16 protein-coding genes, 1 tRNA gene and 1 pseudogene are annotated in these 21632 nt (G+C 66.4%); 11 read left to right on the forward strand and 7 right to left on the reverse strand.

The genetic code is table 11. From position 1 onward, the window contains the following. Positions 1-13: 13 nt before the first annotated feature. The 3 genes from R4P95_RS17180 to R4P95_RS17190 form a co-directional block, all read right to left on the reverse strand. Positions 14-2983, reverse strand: a complete 2970-nt coding sequence (locus R4P95_RS17180) for a CHAT domain-containing protein (RefSeq protein ID WP_317745821.1) — start codon at positions 2981-2983, stop codon at positions 14-16. A 12-nt stretch (positions 2984-2995) separates the two neighbouring features. Next, positions 2996-4399 carry a lipase/acyltransferase domain-containing protein gene (locus R4P95_RS17185; RefSeq protein ID WP_317745820.1) on the reverse strand — a complete coding sequence of 468 codons (1404 nt, stop codon included), beginning with the start codon at positions 4397-4399 and terminating at the stop codon, positions 2996-2998. An 83-nt stretch (positions 4400-4482) separates the two neighbouring features. Next, entirely contained in the window at positions 4483-7113 is a 2631-nt protein-coding gene (locus tag R4P95_RS17190) for a helix-turn-helix transcriptional regulator (RefSeq protein ID WP_317745819.1), read from the reverse strand. Positions 7114-7311: 198 nt separating this feature from the next. Here R4P95_RS17190 and R4P95_RS17195 point away from each other — a divergent pair, with 198 nt between their 5' ends. Further along, positions 7312-7734, forward strand: coding sequence for a hypothetical protein (locus tag R4P95_RS17195; RefSeq protein WP_317745818.1), 423 nt, complete (start codon positions 7312-7314; stop codon positions 7732-7734). 13 nt (positions 7735-7747) lie between these two features. On the opposite strand, the gene dcd is transcribed toward R4P95_RS17195, so the two are convergent. Together dcd and R4P95_RS17205 are read right to left on the reverse strand one after the other, a co-directional pair. After that, on the reverse strand, positions 7748-8317 hold the full coding sequence (gene dcd, locus R4P95_RS17200; RefSeq protein ID WP_109333019.1) for a dCTP deaminase: 570 nt from the start codon (positions 8315-8317) through the stop codon (positions 7748-7750). Positions 8318-8334: 17 nt separating this feature from the next. Beyond that, positions 8335-8982, reverse strand: a complete 648-nt coding sequence (locus R4P95_RS17205) for a TetR/AcrR family transcriptional regulator (protein ID WP_317745817.1) — start codon at positions 8980-8982, stop codon at positions 8335-8337. An 86-nt stretch (positions 8983-9068) separates the two neighbouring features. Here R4P95_RS17205 and R4P95_RS17210 point away from each other — a divergent pair, with 86 nt between their 5' ends. Both R4P95_RS17210 and R4P95_RS17215 read left to right on the forward strand, forming a co-directional pair. After that, complete coding sequence (locus R4P95_RS17210) at positions 9069-9893, forward strand: oxygenase MpaB family protein (protein ID WP_213576509.1); 825 nt, start codon at positions 9069-9071, stop codon at positions 9891-9893. 96 nt (positions 9894-9989) lie between these two features. After that, a tRNA-Gly gene (locus tag R4P95_RS17215) sits at positions 9990-10063 on the forward strand. Positions 10064-10179: 116 nt separating this feature from the next. Here the strand turns inward: R4P95_RS17215 and R4P95_RS17220 are convergent. Together R4P95_RS17220 and R4P95_RS17225 are read right to left on the reverse strand one after the other, a co-directional pair. Beyond that, positions 10180-10627, reverse strand: a pseudogene (locus R4P95_RS17220) (aldehyde dehydrogenase family protein); the annotation flags it as partial. A gap of 195 nt (positions 10628-10822) precedes the next feature. Next, on the reverse strand, positions 10823-11515 hold the full coding sequence (locus R4P95_RS17225) for an SDR family NAD(P)-dependent oxidoreductase (protein ID WP_317745816.1): 693 nt from the start codon (positions 11513-11515) through the stop codon (positions 10823-10825). A gap of 132 nt (positions 11516-11647) precedes the next feature. Between R4P95_RS17225 and R4P95_RS17230 the strand changes: the two genes are divergently transcribed. The 8 genes from R4P95_RS17230 to R4P95_RS17265 all read left to right on the forward strand — a co-directional run bounded on the left by R4P95_RS17230 (position 11648) and on the right by R4P95_RS17265 (position 21373). After that, the gene (locus tag R4P95_RS17230; protein ID WP_213576507.1) at positions 11648-12541 is read left to right on the forward strand and encodes a LysR family transcriptional regulator; all 894 of its coding nucleotides are present in this window, start codon (positions 11648-11650) and stop codon (positions 12539-12541) included. A gap of 153 nt (positions 12542-12694) precedes the next feature. Further along, positions 12695-14059: an MFS transporter gene (locus R4P95_RS17235; RefSeq protein WP_317745815.1), complete on the forward strand. Its 1365-nt coding sequence runs from the start codon at positions 12695-12697 to the stop codon at positions 14057-14059. Between the two features lie 29 nt (positions 14060-14088). Further along, the gene (locus R4P95_RS17240) at positions 14089-14991 is read left to right on the forward strand and encodes a shikimate dehydrogenase (protein WP_317745814.1); all 903 of its coding nucleotides are present in this window, start codon (positions 14089-14091) and stop codon (positions 14989-14991) included. Then, positions 14988-16937 (forward strand): FAD-dependent oxidoreductase, encoded by a 1950-nt coding sequence (locus R4P95_RS17245; protein WP_317745813.1) that lies wholly within the window; start codon positions 14988-14990, stop codon positions 16935-16937. The genes R4P95_RS17240 and R4P95_RS17245 overlap by 4 nt, the downstream gene beginning before the upstream one ends. Continuing rightward, positions 16934-17731 carry an aldo/keto reductase gene (locus tag R4P95_RS17250; protein WP_317745812.1) on the forward strand — a complete coding sequence of 266 codons (798 nt, stop codon included), beginning with the start codon at positions 16934-16936 and terminating at the stop codon, positions 17729-17731. Before R4P95_RS17245 ends, R4P95_RS17250 begins: the two co-directional genes overlap by 4 nt. Further along, positions 17731-18828 (forward strand): Gfo/Idh/MocA family oxidoreductase, encoded by a 1098-nt coding sequence (locus R4P95_RS17255; RefSeq protein ID WP_317745811.1) that lies wholly within the window; start codon positions 17731-17733, stop codon positions 18826-18828. Before R4P95_RS17250 ends, R4P95_RS17255 begins: the two co-directional genes overlap by 1 nt. Continuing rightward, positions 18825-20549 carry an FAD-dependent oxidoreductase gene (locus tag R4P95_RS17260; protein WP_317745810.1) on the forward strand — a complete coding sequence of 575 codons (1725 nt, stop codon included), beginning with the start codon at positions 18825-18827 and terminating at the stop codon, positions 20547-20549. The genes R4P95_RS17255 and R4P95_RS17260 overlap by 4 nt, the downstream gene beginning before the upstream one ends. Beyond that, positions 20546-21373 (forward strand): sugar phosphate isomerase/epimerase family protein, encoded by an 828-nt coding sequence (locus R4P95_RS17265; RefSeq protein WP_213576500.1) that lies wholly within the window; start codon positions 20546-20548, stop codon positions 21371-21373. Before R4P95_RS17260 ends, R4P95_RS17265 begins: the two co-directional genes overlap by 4 nt. Positions 21374-21632 lie beyond the last annotated feature (259 nt).

A 21632-nucleotide genomic window follows, 5' to 3' on the forward strand; every position in this document is an offset into this window, starting at 1 on the left:
CATGAGTAGTCCGCTACTCGTACTTCGGCGTGACCGCGGAATCGCTGCGCTCGAATTGCTCGACACCGTTGCGGACCACCTTGCGGACGGCACCGCCCTCGGCCACGAGGGCGTCGAGGATCGGTACCGCCAATTCTGGGCGGATCGGCGTTTCGGCGAGTAGTTGCCCGAGTTCGAGCGCCTCCGTTCCCAGCGCGCCGACGATGAGCCTGCGGCGGGCTCGGTCCAGTGCAGCTTCCATGTCCAGCCGCTTCGCGGACTCACCACGCCCCGCCGGTATCGCGGATGCCGTATCCAGTAGCAGCGCACGGACCTCGTAGGCCGTCAGATTCCGGTCGGTTGCCCACACCAGCATGGCAGCGACAGCCACGTACAGCGCGGCGAAGGTCGTCCCCTCCATTTCCGGTTCATCGACAATCTGTTCGCAGGTGGTCCCGGAGATTGTTCTCGGCGCGAAGATATCCGGCTTGCCCTCTCGGGAGAAGTACGGCGTCTCGTGGGTGAGGGTGCCGTCGTCCTCGACCGCACCGACCGCAAGTGCGTCGATGCTCCACGCAGGGAAGCTGGGCTCGTCCGAGTGATCACCTGCTGCGATCACCAGTCGACCCTCTCCGACCAGATCGGCGATGATCGTGTTCTGGGTGTCGGTCGGCTCCGCGTTCCCGTAGTCGAGGACGATGATGTCGGCGCCGGCTCGCCCCGCCTCTTCCAACCACAGATAGACTTCGCGCTCCGACGGCGCACCGTCCGTAAACGCCAACTCGTGTGAAAGCAGTTCGGCAAGTGCAGATTCATCAACTCCTGTTTCGCCGGCGACGACCCGCCCTGGTACTCCATGGTTGATGGCGCACTGAGTGAGTGCGACGGCGACCTCCTGACGGCGCCGGGCAGTGAACGGCCCGGCGACCGCCAGCTGCAATGGGCGCTTCACCGGAGTCGCGTGTGACAGTCGTCCTACGTCGGCTTCGAGTTCGGTCGACGTCCCGAAGAAGTCGCTGCCGATCGCCGCTGCCGTAGAAACCTTGCCGGGTGGAACCGCGACTTGCTTGACCAGGGCCGGCAGATCGTCCGCATCGAACGAATTGCTCTGGCCAACCAGATCGGCCAGCTGTTCCCACAATTCGAGATGGCGCAGTTGGCCGTACAGTTTCGACAGTTCCGTCTCGGAGAATCGAGTGAGTGTCGGCAGATTGCGGCGGATCCATTGCCACACCTCGGGCCAGGAGAGTGCCTCGAGGCGGATCGTGCGCACTTCGGACGGTCGCAGCGACTGCGTCAGTTGATCGAGATCGTTCGTGGTGGCCACCGACAACCTTGCGCGGCCGCGTCGTCCGGTGAGGGTGACGAGTGCGTTCAAGAGGTCAGATGCTCCGGCGGACTCGCTTGCGAGCAAGTCCGCATCGTCGATCACAATCGCGGCCGGCACGGCCCCGAGATCCCCGATCAACCGTTCCCACCAGTCGTCGGCGCTGAACCGACCCGCAGGCACCGCGCGAAGACCTTTGCCGTCGATCAGTTCCTTGACGAGGCAGGCCAGTTCGCGGACCGGGTCGGGTTCCGCGAGCAGACGTTTGGCGCTGATGAAAAGCTGCGCGATGTCCGGATCGAGTTCTTCGAGCACCCTGTCGAGAAGTGAGGTCTTCCCGGTGGCCGGCATGCCGACCACCTGCAGAAGCCGCGCCGATGTATTTCCGGACAACACGTCCACGGCCTCACGCAACTCGGTGAGCCGGGAGATGAAGCGCAGTTCACCTTGACGTACGCCCAGGTGGCGACTGACCTTGCGCGGTGCGGGCCTCGGCCGGGCCTTCGCGTCCGGGTCGATGACCGCACCGGGATCGCTTCCGCCGACGAACAGACAGGGCACGGCCCAGTTCAGCAGAGGATCACCGCTGTTCTCGTCGCCGTTGATTGCGAGACGCGCCAAACGCAGTGCTTCGGCTACGGATTGCCCGGCGGTAAGTCCCTGATAGAAGAAGCGGGTGAACAGTCGCTCCGTCCCGAAGGGCAACACGGCTTGCATCCCGATTACCATCGGACAGGCATCCCGCACACAGTAGTCCGCCGAAGACAGCTGGCCCGGCCACGTTTCGTCCGCCGCCGAGACACCCGGCGCGCGTGCCGTCTCACATCCCGCGAAAACCGCGAGTCGAAGATCCGGAAGCTGTTGCAGCAAAAGGGCGAAATCTTGGCTCGGCAGAAGCGTTCCACGACCGTTGCGGCGTTCCAGCTTGAGTCCGTGGGGATTGGCATGCCCGAGGTAGTGGAACAGATGAAAGCCGCGGCGTTGCATCCCCATCCGAGTCCGCAGACGCTCGACCGAGGGGCGATCCTCCACCACCACACGCAACAGGCCTCGATCGACCATCGGCTGCAACTCCGTCAGCAGACTGCGTTTTTCTGCATAGAGGTCGAACGGTGCCTCGGACTCGTCCGGGCCCGACCGAAGGGGACTCGACATGACCAGCAACAGATTGAGTGGTGGATCGATCGGCGCTTGCCGGATCGGGTATGTGCGCGATCGTCCCGACCGCACCACGTGGACGTCCCTCGCCATGGACAGGAACCTGTCCGGGCGCTGAGGATCGAGCAACAACTCCCACGGCCATGCGGCGATCCGGCTCGGCGCCGCGAGTACCCGAATGAGCAACTGGTTCCCCGCGGTCCCTGCCGTGCCACGTGTCTGCTGCAGAAGCGTGCCGATCTCCGGCACACCGAACACCAGGTCCGTCAGCACCCTGCCCACCTCGAGCGCTTCAGGGCCGGCGTCCGGGCGAGCGTGCCGGACGGCATCGGTGAGCCATTCACCCGGTTCATCCACCGGCCTGCCGGTGACATCGCGGGGTAGCTTCCACTCGGGTAGGGGTCGTTTCACCGCGAATACCGAACCCTGCGGGGATCTCGCCGAGAGCCACATGTGGTCCCCGGCTTCGAGGACGCTGATTTCCAGCTCTTCGAAACCGCGCCTCGATAGCGGGATCATGCCTTTCAGCTCCTACATATCCGCTGTCCGTGCTACCTCATCCAAGTCGACAACGCTCACCAGGTCCGTGACGGGGTGCACTCCCGGGGCACCGACCGTGATGCGGTAGTCCTGAGCTGCGAGGTCCTCGACAGTCGCCTGCTGCCAACCGTCGACTGAAGTCGAGAGCCGATGCTCCCGGACCGGCCCGCCGACGGTCGGCTCGACGTGTGCGACGAGTTCGGCGCCAGGGTCGTCGGTCCGCGCGCGGATCACCAGTGGTTCGGCGGTCGTCACGTCGTCGACTTCGAGCGACACCGATTCGCTCACCGCAGGAAATACGTTCGGCGGGGTGATCACCGCAATGTTCAATACCCCGCCGACGTGGTCGAGCACCGGGTCGTCGTTCTGCAGCGAGGCATGTTTCTGGCTGAAGAAGGCGGCGTTCTTCCACCCCTTCATGAGTTCGGGTGGGGTCGCCGACAACTTCGGCACTGTGCCGTCGCCGCCGCTTTCGCCCGGTCCGCGCACGGACAGCGATACGATCTTTCCGTCCATCAACCGGGCAGCCCAGTGTGTGCGCTGGAAGTCGCCGATGATGGGACGGATGTCGTAGCCCCCGTCCCTGTCTGCTTCGAGTCGCTCCTGCACCTGAGTGCGCAGCTGCCGGTGCAGCGTCACCGCGTCCTTCATGCGGGCGGCGTCCAGCCCGGTCCCCGTCCAGTCGTCCATCTTGTCGTCCAGGTTCGACCACGACGCATTCGGGCCTTCGAGACATCGATAGGACGGCAGCAGCTGATAGGCGGAGGTGAAGGAACCGATGAGGTTGCCGAGATCGACGGTGAACGGGCCCCATCCTTTGCGGAAGCCGTTGACGAGGAACTCGAGCGCGTTGATCGACCCGGAGTACGGCGTGCCGAACGTGATGAGTGTCCGGGTGTCCTTCCACCCCTCGAGCAATTCGAGGTAGAGGCGGGCAACGATGCCACCCATGGAGTGACCCACGAGGATCAACTGTGCATCGGAATTGCCCGACTTCTCCCGCCAGCGCGTCAACCATCCGTGAGCTTGCCGCGCCAGCTTGCGGGCTGCCACCCGATTGTCACGCCGCCAGTCATACGGAAGCTCGAAGTAGTTTTCGCCCGGTACCACCCCGAACCGGCGCACCAGATCAACGCGGAACTTGGTGTAGCCGTCGATCTTCCAATCCAAGCCCGGTAGCACATGGAAGTCCGGCATCACCCGGGTCGCTACCACGCCGTCACCGAGATCGTCGACCTCTGGATCGTCCCCGTCGAGCTGCAACCGCTTGATGTTGTTGCCGAGCGAGAGCACTCCCCGCAGTGCAGCCCCCGGAGTCGACGCCCACACGTCCTTGCCGTCCCGTGCCAGAACTGATCCCGTGATCCCTGGTATCAACACAACGACGTCTTTCATGGCGGCCTCCACACCGAACACCGGCAACGGTCCGTTCCGACCCCAGTGTTCTCAGGTCTGCGAAGGAGCACACGAGTAGCCGACTACTCGTTTTTAGTTGGTCGTGTGGTGAGGTTCATCAATTGGGCGAGCCCGTTACGGTCCTCGACACCTAGTTTGATGCACGCGTGGTAGATGTGTCCCTCGACAGTTCGGACCGACAGAAAGAGACGATCGGCGATGTGCCGGTTCGATAATCCTGCCGCAACCATCGATGCGATCTCACGTTCCCGAATCGTGAGCGGAAGTGGATGTGCAGCCTCCGCGAGAGCGGGAGACAACATCCGGTCGCATTCGTCCGCCAGTGCTGCGGCCGTGGCGGCGCACTCGACCGAGGAACGTTTGACGCCCGCGCGGTGGAAGGCGATCGCGGCCTGCGCATAGGCATCGGCGGCATCGGGAAGTGCACCGACCGTTCGAAATCTGTCCGCTGCCGCCGCCAGCCCCGGTCCGTCGGCGGATGCTGACGAGGATGCTTGTGCTGCCGCGATTCGGACGAGTTCGCCGTCGCACTGTTCGGCGAGCGCCGCCAGTCGTGGAGCAGTGGAATGGTCACCGAATCGAGTGGCGAGGTGCAGTGCGGCCGCCTCGACACCGAACTGTCCTGCAGCGGCCGCTGTTTCAGCGGCGGACCGTGCGAGCGCGATGGCCTGCGAAGTCTCACCCTGTGCCGCGGCGAGCCACGCGGCAGACAGTTCGAGTTGGGGGCCGAACACTGCCACGTGCCGTCCACTGCGGGCTCGCGCCTCCGAGATGACGCGCTGCCCCTCGTGGATGCGGCCGAGCACGGCGTACGTCTGCCCCAGAGCAATGTAGGCGGGGACGCTCCAGGACACCGCGTCGGCGGTATCGCCCACGTCGAGTGCTGCGATCGCCTGTTCGAGACGCTGAGCCGCGGCGGTGAACCGTCCCCGGACGAGTTCCACCGTCCCGACCAGGATATTTGCCAGTCCCCATGCCAGGTAGCGGCCACTCGACGCGAAGGCGAGGTACTGTTCGGCTCGGCGCTGCGCCCTATCGAACTGCCCGGTCATGGTTAAAGCCAGAATTTCGCCGTGCCCGGCGGGAAAGCGCAGCAATCCATCGATCTGTTCGGCAACGGCCGCGCTCCGCGCCGCCAACGCGGGAACCTCGTCGCCGCGTCCCATCAACGCCAGCGCCAGTCCCCCGCCGAAGAACGCCCATTCGACCGCCCACGGCCGCTCCGAGGCGAGAACAACGCACGCGGCGTCCACCGCTTCCTGCGGTCGATTCTCGAAGACCGCGCACACAGATCCGATTCCCTCGACGACCGGAAGAAGACTCGGTTGGGTGACGCGCTCGCGTAGCACTGCGAGCACGTCGTCCGCCTTCTCCGAATCGCCGAGTGCCCAGAAGAGGTTCGCGATACGTGATGTCCCCCAGCGCACCAACTGTGCTTGAGTCAACGAGTCGGGGGAAAATGCGAGCAACAGTGCCTCGGCTTCGGCCGCGTGCCCCTGCCACAGCAATGCCCGGGCAAGGAGGTCGGCCGCCCCGAAATCACCGGTTTCTTCGAACGCTGCACGTGCCAGACGTTCACCGAGCGGGACATTGGCCAGCCCGATGGCATCCGCAGCCGCCGACGCGAGCAGTGCCGGGTCCACGGAGCGGTCGCTGTCGAGTGCAAGCTCGGCGAGACGTATCCGATGTGCCGCACCCGTCACCGGACCATTACTGAGCTCTTGCACCAGCTTCCCGCGTAACCGGCGTCCTGCCGCACGACCGACCCGTCGGCGAATCACCTCGGCGAAGAGCGGATGGGTGTAGCGCACATCGAGATGGTGTCGCTCCTCGGCGATCCTGACCAAGCCGCGTCGTTCCGCCTCTTCCACTGCGTTCTCCCCGGCGAGAGCACACAGAACATCGAGATCGAGCGGCTCGCAGAAGGTCAGCAGTTGAAGAGCTTGCAGCACATCGGGCGGAATTTTCTCGATCCTGGTTTCCAGCAGCGACGCGAGCTCGGAGGTGATCGCGGCGCGCCCCCGCAGCTGCCACACTCCGCCGGACCGGCGGAGTGTCCCCGCTTCCAGAGCACCCTCGACGAGATGCCGGACAAACAGGGCGTTGCCCCCCGACGCCTCCCAGATCATGTCGGCACTCAGCCCCTCGAGCGGGCCGTCCAACACGGACTCGACCAGTTCGATGCTCTGCTCCCGCGTGAACGGCATCAACTCGAGCCGGAGAAGGTGCCCGTCCTTCCACAGCGACGTGATCGCGTCGGGCACGGTCTCACCGCTCCGGACGGTCGCGACGATATTGACCACCCGATCGAGGGCCAATTGGTGCAGGAATGTTGCCGAGAGCTGATCGAGCAGGTGGGCGTCGTCGACACCGATCACCATGTCCTGGTTGGTGTCGCCGTCGTGAATGAGGGCCTGCCGTGCCGTGGAAAGTAGCGTGACCGGATCCCGGGAGGTCGACGCACCCACCAGGTGAGCAAAAACGCCGAGCGGGATGCTTCGGGCGGATTCCGTCCCGGCAACCCAGCGCACCTCGCCGGGCAGTGATTCGGTCGCGAACCGGGCGAGGGTGGTTTTCCCCACGCCGGGATCGCCGGTAAGGACCACCCCGCAACACTCGGACCGGGCCTTCAGCGACGCGGTGATGACGTCGAACTCGGCTTGTCTTCGAATCAGGGGCCACCTCTGACTCATTCTCGAAGTCTAGTTTGTCGACGCCCTCGTTCTCAGCCCCTCCGCTGCAATTCATAACGAATGTACGGTCTCATTACGACCTCGTCTGGCACCCATACACAGAGAACAGGTAGTCCACTACCCATGATTGGACTGGGTACATTCGGCAGACTGGGCTCAGGACCCCACAGAGGGACTTCCGAGGTGCAGGAGATGGTCATGAACACTCTGCCTGAGCGAATCTCCAGTGACACGGAGCGGCCAGCCGACCGCGCCGCGTACCGTGAAACATGCTCGGCTCCATGGATACTCGACCAGTCGATACGATTGGGCGACAACGACGCACGATTGATCGTCGTCCGCGACGAGTACACCGATACGAGTTACCTTGCGCTCCTCGTCGGCAACGTCACCGGCAGTGCGCCCGTCACCGTGCGAGCAGTCGACGAGGAGGCTCTTCTCATCGAGGGCAGCCGCACCATGTTTCCGGAAATTTTGATCGGCGTTGCCGAGTCACCGAGTGCGTCCGACATCGGCCGTCGGAATCTCGAAAGCCGGACGGCCGTCGAGGGGTCACTCCGATCGACGATCGACTCGATCGGAGTGCACTCGGTGATCGCTGAATGGAACGCGCGGGCGTGAGGTCCGCGAGCGCTCAGTCCTGCGCGAAGTTCAGGTACGCCTTGGACGGGGTCGGGCCCCGCTGCCCCTGATACTTGGAGCCCGCGGCCGAGCTGCCATACGGGTGCTCCGCCGCGCTCGACAACCGCAGAAGGCACAGCTGCCCGATCTTCATTCCCGGCCAGAGCGTGATGGGCAGGTTCGCCACATTGGACAGCTCCAAGGTGATGTGACCGTTGAACCCGGGATCGATGAACCCGGCGGTCGAATGTGTGAGCAGACCCAGGCGACCGAGTGACGACTTGCCCTCGAGTCGCCCGGCAAGGTCGTCGGGCAGCGAACACACCTCGAGCGTGGAGCCGAGAACGAACTCGCCGGGATGCAGAACGAAAGGCTCTCCCTCTGCCGGTTCGACCAGCGTGGTCAGTTCATCCTGCCGCTGAGCTGGGTCGATATGGGTGTAGCGGGTGTTGTTGAACACCCGGAACAAGCTGTCGAGGCGCACGTCCACGCTCGAAGGCTGAACCATCGAGGGATCGAACGGGTCGATGCCCAGACGTCCAGCGGAAACTTCGGCACGGAGATCGCGGTCGGAGAGAAGCACAGGTAGAGGTTAACGGGTCAGCGGGTGTGGATTGCCATCGAGAGCAGCAGATCGGTGCAGGTGTTCACGAGGTCTTCCTCGGGCAGTGTCACGGTGCCGTTCAACCAGGCCGTCAGTGTCTGTGCCAGGCCCCCGACCATGAAATGCGCGGCGAGGTCGAGACGGGGACTCTCCGCCACCTCGTAGAACCCGACGGTCTGCTTGGTCACGAGGCCGGCGAACAGGCGCGAACTGTCGAGCCGTCGCTGCGCCAGCACCTCACTCGACTGCGCCACCGAGAACATGAGACGGCCGTGCCGGGGATCTTCGGCGACCGCCCGGACGATGTTGCGCACGCCTGCTTCGACGATCTCGCGTTCGCCGGGCCCCGCCGTCGACACAGCTTCCAACGTGCTGGTGGCGATGCGTTGCACGACATGGTCGTAGACGGCGACGATCAGCGCGTCGCGGTCGGTGAAGCTTTCGTAGAAGTAGCGAGTGGCCAGTCCGGCCCGCTTACAGACTCCGCGTACCGACAGCGTGTGGTCGCCGTCGTCGCTGCCGAGTAGGTCGAGTCCGGCCTCGATCAGCTGCGCACGACGCTCGGCGCGGCGCGCATCGCCCTCCTGACCGCCATACATGCGACCACCTGTCGAACCTGACGGTGCCGTAACCATGGCGACCATCTTTCCACCGAACTCTGGACGGCGAACATATATGTGAGTACGGTCGTATTCAGATCACGTCCCGTGGATGGATAACAGGAGCAACTATGTCGACGTCACTCGACGCACCCGACCGCCTCGACCAGGTCATGGACGGTGCCGGCCTACTGGCGGGCGCCGCCAACATCATCATGCAGTTGGCACATCCCGGAGTCGGGTACGGCGTGTACGAGAGTCGAGTCGAGAGCGGGCAGCTCTTCCGGCATCCGATCAAACGATCCCGCACCACGCTGACCTACCTCGTGGTCGCCGCACGGGGCACCGACGAGGAGAAAGCCGTCTTCCGTCGAGGCGTCGACCGCGCCCACGCCAAGGTGCGGTCCACCGCAGACAGTCCGGTCCAGTACGACGCTTTCGACCCCGAACTGCAGCTCTGGGTGGCCGCCTGCATTTACCGCGGATTCGAGGACGTCACCCGGGCCCTGCACGGCGACCTCTCCCCGGAGGCGTCGGCGTACTTCTACAAGGAAGGCGCCACTTTCGGCACCACCCTGCAGGTCCCACCGGAGATGTGGCCAGCCGACCGCGCCGCCTTCGAGGAGTACTGGAACCGTTCGCTGGCCAACGTGTCGATCGACGACACCATCCGTGAACACGTCCTCTCCATCGCACGACTCGAATTTCTGCCCACAATCATCTCGCGCCTCTTCGGCCCGATGAACCTGTTCTTCACCAGAGGCTTCCTCCCCCAACACTTCCGCGACGAAATGCAGCTGACCTGGAGCGAGAAGGACCAGCGACGTTTCGACCGCATCCTCCGGACCATCGGCGCCGTCAGCCGCCGCCTGCCCAACGCCCTGCGCGAACTCCCCTACAACCTGCTCATGCGCGACCTGCGGTGGCGAATCAAGTCCGGCCGACCACTCGTCTGAGCATCGGCGTGTGCGCCTCCAGCGAGACCGACATCATCTGCTAATGTTTGCCCCGCAGGGTGTTGGGCCTGCCTACGGGCGCCCAATATCATGCGCGCCGATGTAGTTCAATGGCAGAACATCAGCTTCCCAAGCTGAATACGCGGGTTCGATTCCCGTCATCGGCTCCACCAAAAGGCCTGGTCAGAGCGATTCCGTACCTGGACACTGCAGCCAAGGCTGTAGCCAGTACCTCCACTCAGATCAACCAATTACCGGACAGTCCCCGCTGGGTTCGTCAGACGGGCTACACCGGCATCGTGCTTTGCGCGGTGACCCACTGTGTTTCGGTGGGAGCATCGAGATTGGCGCCGATGCCGCCGACCCGACCGCCGTTACCGGAGGACCCGACGCCGCCGAACGGGACGACTGCCTCGTCACCGACGGTCTGGTCGTTGATGTGCACCAATCCGGCCGAGATCCGCTGCGCGAGTTCGAGACCTTTCATGGCATCGGCTGTCAGGATGCTCAATGACAGTCCGTAATCGGAGCTGTTGGCGATCGCCACGACTACCTCGACCGAGGTGCACGCGGCCGCTGGGGCCGCCGGGCGGGCCGAAGACCTCGTCTTGGAATGCAGGGGCAGTCAACGGTGTCTGTGCGAGCACGGTGGGCCGGTAGAAATGATCGTCGTAGACACCGCCCGCGGCGAGGGTTGCGCTCGCGCTGATGCTTTCCGTCACCAGGGACTCCAACACCCGCGGACTGGGTGGTACGGGCTGCCCGCCCTCAGCGGACGGGTCGGTGCATGGTCGGCTTCGCCTCCCACGTAGCGCCGGGAAGGCGGCGATGCGCGTCGACGGCAGATCTCGAATCCTCAGAGAAGGCAAGCTGTTTTCTGTGGGCAAGTATGCGATCGAGACGGTCCGCACGACCCTGCAAGCATCCCCTCAGTACGACGCCCGGCCACCGCTGGCGTCGTAGACGGCGCCGGTCGAGAAGCTGAGCGCCTCCGAACACAACCATGCGACGAGTTCGGCGATCTCCTCGGGCCGTCCCATCCGGGCCATGGGGGTCAGGCTCCGCGACCGCGCGAGAATTGCCGGGTCGGTGCCGGCATTCATCGGGCTCTCCACCGCGGCGGGTGCCACCACGTTGGCCAGGACACCGGTCTTCGCGACCTCCTTGCCGAGTGATTTCGTCAGCGCGATCACGGCGGCCTTCGACGCCGAGTAGGCGCTCTGGTTGGGATTACCATCCTTCGCGGCGATGCTCGCCAGATTCACAACCCGGCCCCAGCCGGCGTCGGCCATGACCGGAACGAACGCGCGGCAGAGGAGGAACGTCCCGTCGACGTTGATGCGGAACGTGCGGCGCCAGTCCTCGAGGTCGACGTCGACCAGAGGGGCGGACGGTCCCACGACGCCGGCGCTGTTGACGAGGATGTCGACGCGGCCGAGCCGGGCGGCGAGCTTCTCGACGGCGTCGGCGTCGGTGACGTCGAGGCACTCGTCGGCCCCGGCTGCGACGTCGGCGGTGACGACGCGAACCCCGGCGCCGGCGAGGCGTTTCGCGCACGCCGCGCCGATTCCGCTCGCGCCGCCGGTGACGAGCGCCCTCGCGCCCTCGGGATAGGTGGCCATGGGTTTCTCCTCGCGACTGTGTGCGCATTAGTCTTTTTCTATGTGCGAAATCAGAATGATTGGTTACGCACTGTGTATGAATTGGAATATATGGCCTGGACCACTCTTGTCCAACTCGTCGAAGGGAAACCGATGGAGATTCGCTGGCTGCAGGCGTTCGTCGCCGTCGCCGAAGAACTGCATTTCGGCAGGGCTGCCGCGCGACTCCAGATGGCCCAGTCGCCGCTGAGTCAGACGGTACGCAAACTCGAGAAGGACATCGGCGTGCCGCTATTCGAGCGAAGCACCCGCAGTGTCGCGCTGACGTCGGCCGGCCATGCGTTTCTGCCGCACGCCTACCGCATTCTCGAGAGTGTCGACATCGCGCGGCAAGCCACCCGAGCATCCGCCGGGGGCGTGTACGGCCGGATCAAGATCGGCTTCACGGGCGTGCTCAATCACCTGTCCCTGCCCCCGCTCACCCGCGCGCTCCGGCAGCGTTATCCCGACATCGAACTCACCCTCGTCGGGCGCATTATGACTCGTGAAGCTCTCTCTCAATTAGATAGTGGCGCACTCGATCTCGCGTTCGTCGGACTTCCCGTCGAGACTGCCTCGGTGTCGACCCGATTGATCCGCCGCGAGCCATTCGGGGCGGTGCTCCCGGCGGACCACCCGCTCGCGTCGGAGTCGGAGATCAACTTGCGCGACCTGGCCGAGGACGGGTTCGTCACGACACCGCTGTCGGCCGGCTCGGCGTTGCAGGAGGTCGCGATGCGAGCCTGTGTCGATGCGGGATTCCGTCCCCGCGTGGTGCAGGAGATCACCGACCCGTACATGATCCTGATGCTGGTGGCGACGGGTGTCGGCGTGGCGCTCATGACGTCGGGCATTGCAGCGCTCACGCCCCCGGGCACGGTGTTCGTGCCGCTCACCGGCGAGCCGATCTACATGAACCACGGACTGGCCTGGTCACCGCGTCGGGTATCCGACGCGCTCCGGGTGGCCCTCGCGGTGTCGGAGGACATTCTCCCTACCCCCGATTAGGACATTTTCGATCTATATCTAAGACTTTTTTTGCGCTGGACTGCGCATAGTCCGCCATGACACGCTCGTCACGGTCCGGAACTTCGTGTGAGGTGGATCACCTCCGAAGAAGCGCTTCACGGCGCACCGGACCCCTGGGACGAAAGGAACACCATGGCAAGCACGTCTACTCGTGACACCGGGGGACAACCGAACGAGAACGCCCGCCGGGCCGCCGTCTCGGGGTTCCTCGGCAGCACGCTGGAGTACTACGACTTCTTCATCTACGGGTCCGCGGCCGCGCTGGTCTTCCCGCGGATCTTCTTCCCGGGCGGAGGAGCCACGGCGACCCTGCTGTCGATCGGCACGCTCGGTGTCGCATATATCGCGCGTCCGCTCGGCGCAGTGCTGTGGGGACATCTCGGGGATCGATACGGGCGCAAGAATTCGCTGCTGGCGTGCCTCCTGCTCATGGGTATCGCGACAGTGGTCGTCGGCTGCCTGCCCACATACGACCAGATCGGCATCGCCGCACCCATCATCCTGGTGTTTCTGCGATTGCTGCAGGGCCTGTCGGCAGGCGGCGAATCACCGGGATCCTCCGCGTTGACGCTCGAGCACGCACCGGACAACCGTCGCTCGTTTTACACCTCGTTCACCATGAGCGGCATCATGTTCGGCATCGTGATCTCGAGCCTGGTGTTCATTCCCGTGGCCGCGCTGCCGGACGACGCGCTCTATTCGTGGGGTTGGCGTGTGCCCTTCCTGCTCAGCATCTTCGTGACGGGCGTTGCGGTTTGGCTGCGTCGCAAGCTCGACGAGCCCGAGGTCTTCGAAGAGCTGAAGGAACACGACGACACGGCGGGCATCCCCGTGGTCGAGATGTTTCGCTCGCACTGGCGCACTGTGATCCGCATCAGCCTCAGCGCGACGTTTGCGATGATCAACACCATCGTCAACGTGTTCGCGTTGGCGTATGCGGTGCAGGTCGCCGGGCTCGAACGCTCCACGATGCTGTGGGCCATCGCCGTCGCCAACTTCGTCGCGGTCCTCACCCAGCCGCTGTTCGGAATGCTCGCCGACCGGATCGGCCGCAAACCGGTGTTCGTGACGGGCGCCGTCGGTGCCGCGGGCATGGTGTTCGTGTTCTTTCACGCGATCGGAACGGGCAGCGCGCCAATGGTGTTCGCGGCCGGCATCGTTCTGATCGGCCTGTTCTACGCAATGCCCAACGGCGTGTACCCGGCGTACTTCCCCGAGCAGTTCCCCGCCAAGGTCCGGTACACCGGAATGGCCGTAAGTCTCATGCTGGGACTGTTGGTCGCCGGCTTCACCCCGGCCATCGCGCAGTGGCTGTCGGCGGGTGACACCGCGAACTGGGCCCCAGTCGCCTGGATGTGCATGGGCTTCGCGCTGCTGTCGTCGGTCGCCGCGCTCACCGGTCCCGAGACGTACCGCACACCCACCGAGCAGCTCGGCGAACCCGGCACGACAACGGCCGGCACGCGGCACCAGGCGCTCGTCCGCACCGACGCCTGACCGGACGTTCACCACTGCAGGAGATTTTCATGCACCCCCTATCCACCCGACACCGGATCCGCCTCGTCGGGGCAGGGATCGCCACGTCCCTGTCGCCGGCGCTGCACGAACACGAGGCCGCCGCCGTCGGCCTGACCGACTACCGATACGACCTGATCGACGTCGCGGCGGAGGGCATTCCCGTCGACCGTTCCGGCGAGGCGCTGCGGCAGGCCGTCGCAGCGGGTTGCACCGGACTCAACGTCACCCATCCGTGCAAGCAGGTGATCATCGACTCCCTCGACGAATTGTCCGGCAACGCGCGACTTCTCGGTGCCGTCAACACCGTCGTCGTTCGTGACGGGCGGTTGATCGGTCACAACACCGACCACAGCGGATTCCTCGCGGCGCTGCGCCGGGGACTGCCCGAGGCCAGGCTCGGCCGCGTCGTCCTCGCCGGTGCGGGCGGTGCCGGTTCGGCCGTCGCCTACGCGCTCGCCGCCGCCGGAGTGACGGACCTGCGGGTCGCCGACCTCGACCCGGCCCGTGCGGCGGATGTCTGCGCGCGCCTCGCGGCGGGCTTCCCGCAGACGCGGGTCACGGCCATTTCCCTCGACGCGATAGAAGCGAACCTGGAACACTGCGACGGCGTCGTCAACGCCTCCCCGATCGGCATGGTCGGACATCCTGGAACGCCGTTCGACACCGACGCGCTCCATCCCGGATTGTGGGTCGCCGACATCGTCTACCGCCCGCTGCAAACCGAACTCGTCGCGGCAGCAACCGCTCTCGGCTGTGATGTGCTCGACGGCGGTCAGATGCTCGTCGCTCAGGCGGCCGACACGTTCGCCCTCCTCACCGGCATCACGCCCGACCCCGACCGCATGCGACGTCACCTCGGCGAACTACTCACCGATCAGTGCGCCCCGACCGTTCTCGAGGAGTCCCGATGACCGCGCGTCCGTTCGCCGCACCACTCGACCTGGGTAACGTGCGACTCCGCAACCGCTTCGTGTCGGCGCCGATGGAGCGCAACTACTGCGAGGTCGACGGCACCATGACCGACGAGTACATCGCGTACCTCGAGCGCCGTGCGGCGGGCGGCGCAGCTCTCGTCTTCACCGAGGCCAGCTACGTGCGGGCCGACGGCAAGGGCCGTATCCGGCAGATGGGTGTGGACGTCGACGAGCGCATCCCGGGCATCGCGAAGATGGCCGAGGCGATCCATGCGCAGGGCGCGCTCGTCGGCGTCGAACTCAATCACGGCGGCCGCACCGCGCAGGGTTCCGTCAGCGGATTCGTCCCCGTCGCACCGTCACCGATCCCGTGCGCGGTGGTCGGCGGCGAAATGCCCGAGCAACTCGACGGCGACGACATCGAGCACATCATCGAATGCTTCGGCGAGGCCGCCGCGCGCTGTCAACAGGCCGGGATCGATGTGATTTCGCTGCACGGCGGCCACGGCTACCTCATCCACCAGTTTCTCTCGCCGGCGTACAACCACCGCGACGACGAGTGGGCCGATCCGGCACTGTTCGTCAACAAGGTGATCGACGCGGTGCGAGCGATGGCGCCGGGTATCGCTCTCGGACTGCGGTTCTCGGCGTTCGAGGCCGCCCACGGCGGTCTCGACGCGGAGACGACTCGCGCCCGGATCGACGCGATCGACACCGACCGGCTCGACTTCCTCGACGTCTCCGCCGGCAACTACGAATCCGGGCAGTGGATCATCCAACCCGGCGAGTGGCCGCGCGGGCTCCTCGCCCCGTTCTCCGAGCAGTACACGCGGGACTTCGACCTCCCCGTCGGAGTCGCAGGCCGGATCAGCTCACCCGAGGTCGCGGCGCAGATCATCGAATCCGGGCAGGCCGACTTCGTCAGCATGGCCCGCACCCTGCACGCCGACCCGGACTTCCCGAACCGCGCCCTGGACGGCGGCCGGTACCGGCCCTGCATCGCCTGCAACTACTGCATCGACAGCCTCGCCGCCGGACCCGTTCCGTGCTCGGTCAATCCGTGGGTGGGCCGAGAACTCGAGCAGCCGGCGAAACCGGCGGCCGCGGCGGTGCGTGTCGCCGTCGTCGGCGGCGGGCCGTCTGGGATGGCGGCCGCCCGCGACCTCGCGCTCGCCGGGCACCGTGTCGACCTTTACGACGAACGCGGCAGTCTCGGTGGAGATTTCGCGTTGGCCTCGCGACTGCACGAGTACCCCGAGTACTCACGGATCGTCGACTGGTACGTCGCCGAGATCGCCGACCTCGACATCACCTGCCACACCGGCACCCGGGTCGATGCCGCCGCACTGGCCGGCCTGGACTTCGACGCCGTCGTGCTCGCGACGGGCGGCCGCGGACCCGAGGTCGACGTCCCCGGGGACGACACCCGGAGGATCCGCGACGTCCGCGAGTTCCTGCAATCCGGAGACCCCGCACCCGCGGCGATCACGATCTTCGGCGCCGACCGGGAAGCGGCCGCGGTCGCCGACGACCTGCTCCAGCACGGCACGAAAGTGGTCATGATCGGCCCGCAGGAGACGATCGCCCACGACGTCGGCCGGCGTGGAAAGATCGTGCTGCTGCCGCGGCTCGCGGAGAGTGCGAACCTCACCACCCACCTGTCGTCGATCGTGACACGGATCGAGAAAGACCGGGTGGTGATCTCGACCGCCGGAGACGAACGGGTGGTGGACGCTCCCGGCGAACTGCTGATCTCACACGGCGTCGAGCCGCGCACCGACCTGCTCGCCGCAGTGCGGGCGTTGGCACCGCGACTCGGCGTTCACACGGTCGGTGACGCGAGTGGCGACGGCGGCTCCATCCACGCCGCTCTCGTCACCGCAGCCGACGTCGCCGCGAAGATCACCGCGGCCGCGGATGCTCGCGAGGAGGTCAGCGCATGATCGACATGCCGCCCCTCGGTCTCGGGACCTGGCCACTGACCGGTCCGGACGCCACACGGGCCGTCCTGTCCGGTATCGAGGCCGGCTACCGGCTTATCGACACCGCCACGATCTACGACAACGAAGAGGCAGTAGGTGTGGCGCTCGCGGAGTGCGGTCTGCCCCGCGAGGACCTGTTCGTCACCACGAAACTGCGTGGGAGCGATCACGTGTCGGGCGACATCCGCGGCGCGGTCGAGCGCAGCCTGAAGAATCTGGGACTCGATCGGCTCGACCTGTTCCTCATCCACTGGCCGCTGCCACGCCACGACAGGTACGTGGCGGCGTTCGAGGCGATGCTCGCGTGCCGCGACGCCGGCCTCGTCCGCTACGTCGGCGTCTCCAATTTCCTGGAGACGCACCTGCGACGCGTCGTCACCGAGACCGGGGAAACGCCGGCAGTCAACCAGATCCAGATGGACCCGTCGCTCGCCCGGCTACCCGTCCGGCGCGTGAACGACGAACTCGGCGTGTTCACGCAGTCGTGGAGCCCGCTGGGCCGCGGCGAGGTGCTCGACTCGCCTGTGGTCACCGACATCGCCCGGCGTCTCGACGGCACCCCCGCACAGGTGGTCCTGGCCTGGCACTTCGCGCAGCGTGTCGTGCCGGTCGCGAGATCCGCGAATCGTGCGCGCCAGGCCGAGAACCTGGCCGCCCTCGGCGTGCGGCTCACCACCGACGACGTGGCCGCCCTGAACCGTCTCGACCGCGGCGAGTCCGCGGCCCGGGACGTCGAAACCGAGGAGCACTACTGATGGCCCTCCGTATCGGCATCGTCGGCTGCGGCAAGATTGCCGGCAACCACGCCCGGGCCTTGCAGCAGGTGCCCGGCGTCGAGCTGGTCGGCTGCTGCGACCCCGACATCGACCGCGCCCACGAGTTCGCATCCGCGCACGGCATCGCGCGGGCCGTCGATTCGGTGGAGGACCTGATCGCACTCCGCCTCGACGCGTGCACCGTCTGCACCCCGCATCCGGTGCACGAGGAGGTGGTCGTCGCGGCTGCCGAGGCCGGGATCCACGTGCTGTGCGAGAAGCCGATCGCGGTCGACGTCGCCGCGGCCGACCGGATGATCGCGGCCGCCGAGCTCGCGGGCATCACGTTCGGTGTGCTGTTCCAGCGCCGGTTCTGGCCGGCCGCGCAGCGCATCAGGACGGCCATCGACGACGGCCGCATCGGTATTCCGGTGCTCGGCGAGGCGTCGGTGCTTCTCCACCGCCCGTCGACCTACTACTCCGCCGACGAGTGGCGCGGACGGTGGGACACCGACGGCGGCGGAGTCCTCATGACACAGGCCGTGCATCAGATCGACATGCTCCAATGGTTCATGGGTGAGGCTGTGTCGGTGAGCGGCGTCATCCGCACCCACACACACGGCGACCACATCGAGACCGAGGACAGCGCGTCCGCCGTCGTCTCGTTCGCGTCGGGCGGCACGGCTACCGTCACCGCGACCACCGGCGCCAACCACAACCTCGGCAACCGGGTCACCGTGATCGGGCAGACCGGTGCGATCGCGAGCGTTCTCGAGTTCCCGGAGGGCCGTGAGGGTGTCAACGAGATCTGGACGGTCCCCGGCGAAGTCGAGTTCCGCGCCCCGTTCACGCCCGGCGTCCGCGCCAATCTCGACGTCACCGAAGTCAACGCCGGACTCGCCGACTTCCACACACTCCAGGTGCAGGACTTCGCGGACGCCGTCCTGACCGGTCGCGACCCTGCCGTCACCGGACGCGACGCGCGCGCCTCGCTGGCGATCATCGCGGCGATCTACGAGTCCTCGCGCACCGGCCGGGTCGTCGACCTCACGCCCGCACCGACTTTCGCAACAACATCCGCTCAGGAGACGCTATGACCCCCGAACACACCATCGCCACCTATGACGTCGTCGTCATCGGCTCCGGAGCGGGCGGTCTGTCCGCCGCCGTCGCCGCAGCCGACGGGGGCGCCTCCGTCCTCGTCGTCGAGAAGGCGGACACGTGCGGCGGCGCGACCGCATGGTCCGGCGGCTGGATGTGGGCGCCGCGGAACCTGTTCGCGCAGGCGGACGGCGTGAACGAGGACCGCTCGCTGCCGCGCACCTATCTCGAGCACCGACTCGGCGAGAACTTCGACGCCGCCAAGGTCGACGCCCTGCTCGACGGCGCACCCGAGATGGTGGAGTTCTTCGAGAAGAAGACGGCGCTACAGTTCGTTCCGGGCGCGAAGATCGCCGACATCCACGGCGACACACCGGGTGCAGGCACGGGGCACCGCTCCGTCGGGCCGAAGCCGGTGAGCCTCCGGAAACTCGGCCCCGACGTCGCGGCGCTCCTGCGTCGCCAGCTCTACGAGACGTCATTCCTCGGCATGGGCATCATGGCCGGCCCGGACCTCCAGGCCTTCCTGCACTCGACCCGTTCGGCGAAGGCGTTCGCGCACTGCGCCCGCAGGGTGTCCACGCACCTGCTCGACCTCGCCACCACACGCCGCGGCCAGCAACTCGTCAACGGCACCGCGCTCGTCGGCCGGCTGCTGCGGTCCGCGCTCGACGCCGGCGTCGAGATCCGCGTAAGCACGGCGGCCACCGCGCTGACCACCGACTCCGCGGGCACCGTCACCGGTGTCCGGCTGGAGGGCCCGGACGGTGCCTACTCCGTGTCCGCCCGCCGCGGAGTCGTCCTCGCGACAGGCGGCTTCAGTCGCGACGTCGACCGGCGCCGCGAGCTTTTTCCCCGCACACCCACGGGCCGTGAACACTGGACCCTCACCCCGCCCACGACCACCGGCGACGGCATCACCCTCGGCGAATCGGTCGGCGGCCGACTCGACCGCTCGGTCGCGTCCCCGGTGGCGTACTGCCCGGTGTCGATCATCCGGTACCGCAACGGCAAAGAGGGTGTGTTCCCGCACATCCTCGACCGCGGAAAGCCCGGCGTCATCGGCGTTCTCGCCGACGGCCGCCGCTTCGTCAACGAGGCCCTCGGCTACCACGACTACACCCTCGCGATGGTCGAAAAGGTCCCCGACGGCGACGAGGTCTGCTCCTGGTTGATCGCCGACCAGCGGTACCTGCGGTACTTCCCGCTCGGCATGGCCAAGCCGCTGCCGATCCCGACGTGGCCGTACCTGAAATCCGGCTACCTCACCCGCGGCCGCACGGTGCGCGAGCTGGCCGAGAAGATCGGCGTCGACCCCGACGGCCTGGAGAAGACGGTCGCAGCGTTCAACGAGGGCGCCCGCGACGGCATCGACCCCGAGTTCGGCCGCGGCACCACACCCTTCACCGTCGGCTCCGGCGACCCCGACAACCCGTGGCCCAACCCCTCCCTCGCACCGCTCGAAGAAGGCCCGTTCTACGCGGTCAAGGTGGTGCCCGGCAGCTTCGGTACGTTCGCCGGTCTGGTCACCGACAGCATGTCCCGGGTACTGAACGACGAAGACCAGCCGATCGACGGGCTGTTCGCCGTCGGGGTCGACCAGTCCAGCGTCATGGGGGGCCACTACCCGTCCGGCGGTATCAACCTCGGCCCAGCCATGACCTTCGGCTACCTCACCGGTCGCCACCTCGCCTCGCCGACAGGAGATCTGCGATGACCGCCCCACTCGGACTCGCCGCACTCACCGTGCTCGACACCGCGCCGCTGCAGCAGGTGGACCTCGCGGAGAAGCACGGCTTCGACACCATCGGGATCCGGCTGCTGCCCGCCGCGCCCGGCACCACCGCCTACCCTCTGCACGAGGACGACGCCGCCCTCGATGCACTGATCCGTCGCCTCGACGATTCGCCGATCGAGGTGTTCGATCTCGAAATCGTCCGACTGGGAGTCGATTTCGACCCGAAGTCGTACGTTCCGCTGCTCGAGGCGGGCGCACGCCTCGGCGCGAAGGCCGTGCTCGTCGGCGGCGACGACCGCGACCGGGCCCGGCTCACCGACTCCTATGCCCGGCTGGCGGAACTGTGCGGGCAGTACGGCATCGTCGCGAGCCTCGAGTTCATGCCGTGGACGGCTGTGCCCGACGCGACCACCGCGGTCGAGATCGTGTCGCAGGCCGATGGGCCGGCGCGAAGCGTACTGATCGACGCTCTGCATGCCGCCCGTTCTACGACGACCCTCGGCGACCTGGCGGCGATCCCACGCGAGTGGCTGCATTACGCGCAGATGTGCGACGGTTCGGTGCCTGCACCGACCAACGACGCCGAACTCGTCCGCCACGCGCGGGAGGAACGGCTCGTGCCCGGCACCGGGGGCATCAACCTCACCGACATCTGGTCGACACTGCCCCCCGACCTCCCCGTGAGCGTCGAACTGCCCAACGAACCCCTCCGCCGGGCGGTCGGCACCGATGCGTGGCTCGACCGACTCGTCACCCAGACACGAAGAGTTCTCGACACGAATCGCACCACTCCAGCCCACTGACCACAATCGATGCGACACGAAGGCGGCCCTGCATCTCGCGAGCTGGGGACCGTCGACGACGTGCTGTGGGATTGCGCGGGGCCAGGCCGAGGATCAGGCGGATCACATCAGCCAGAGCGAACTTCACGGTGCGACAAGTGCATAGAGGGGAACGGACCGAGTAGCCGGCAATGTAAATCCACCTGATGAGTGTTCACAGTCCCGGGATCACACTTAGACATGGCACCGATCACGAAGTACTGCAGTGCGCATCCACTCG

This window comes from Rhodococcus sp. IEGM 27, assembly GCF_033142305.1.
In the GTDB taxonomy this organism is placed as follows: Bacteria; Actinomycetota; Actinomycetes; order Mycobacteriales; family Mycobacteriaceae; genus Rhodococcus_F; species Rhodococcus_F oxybenzonivorans.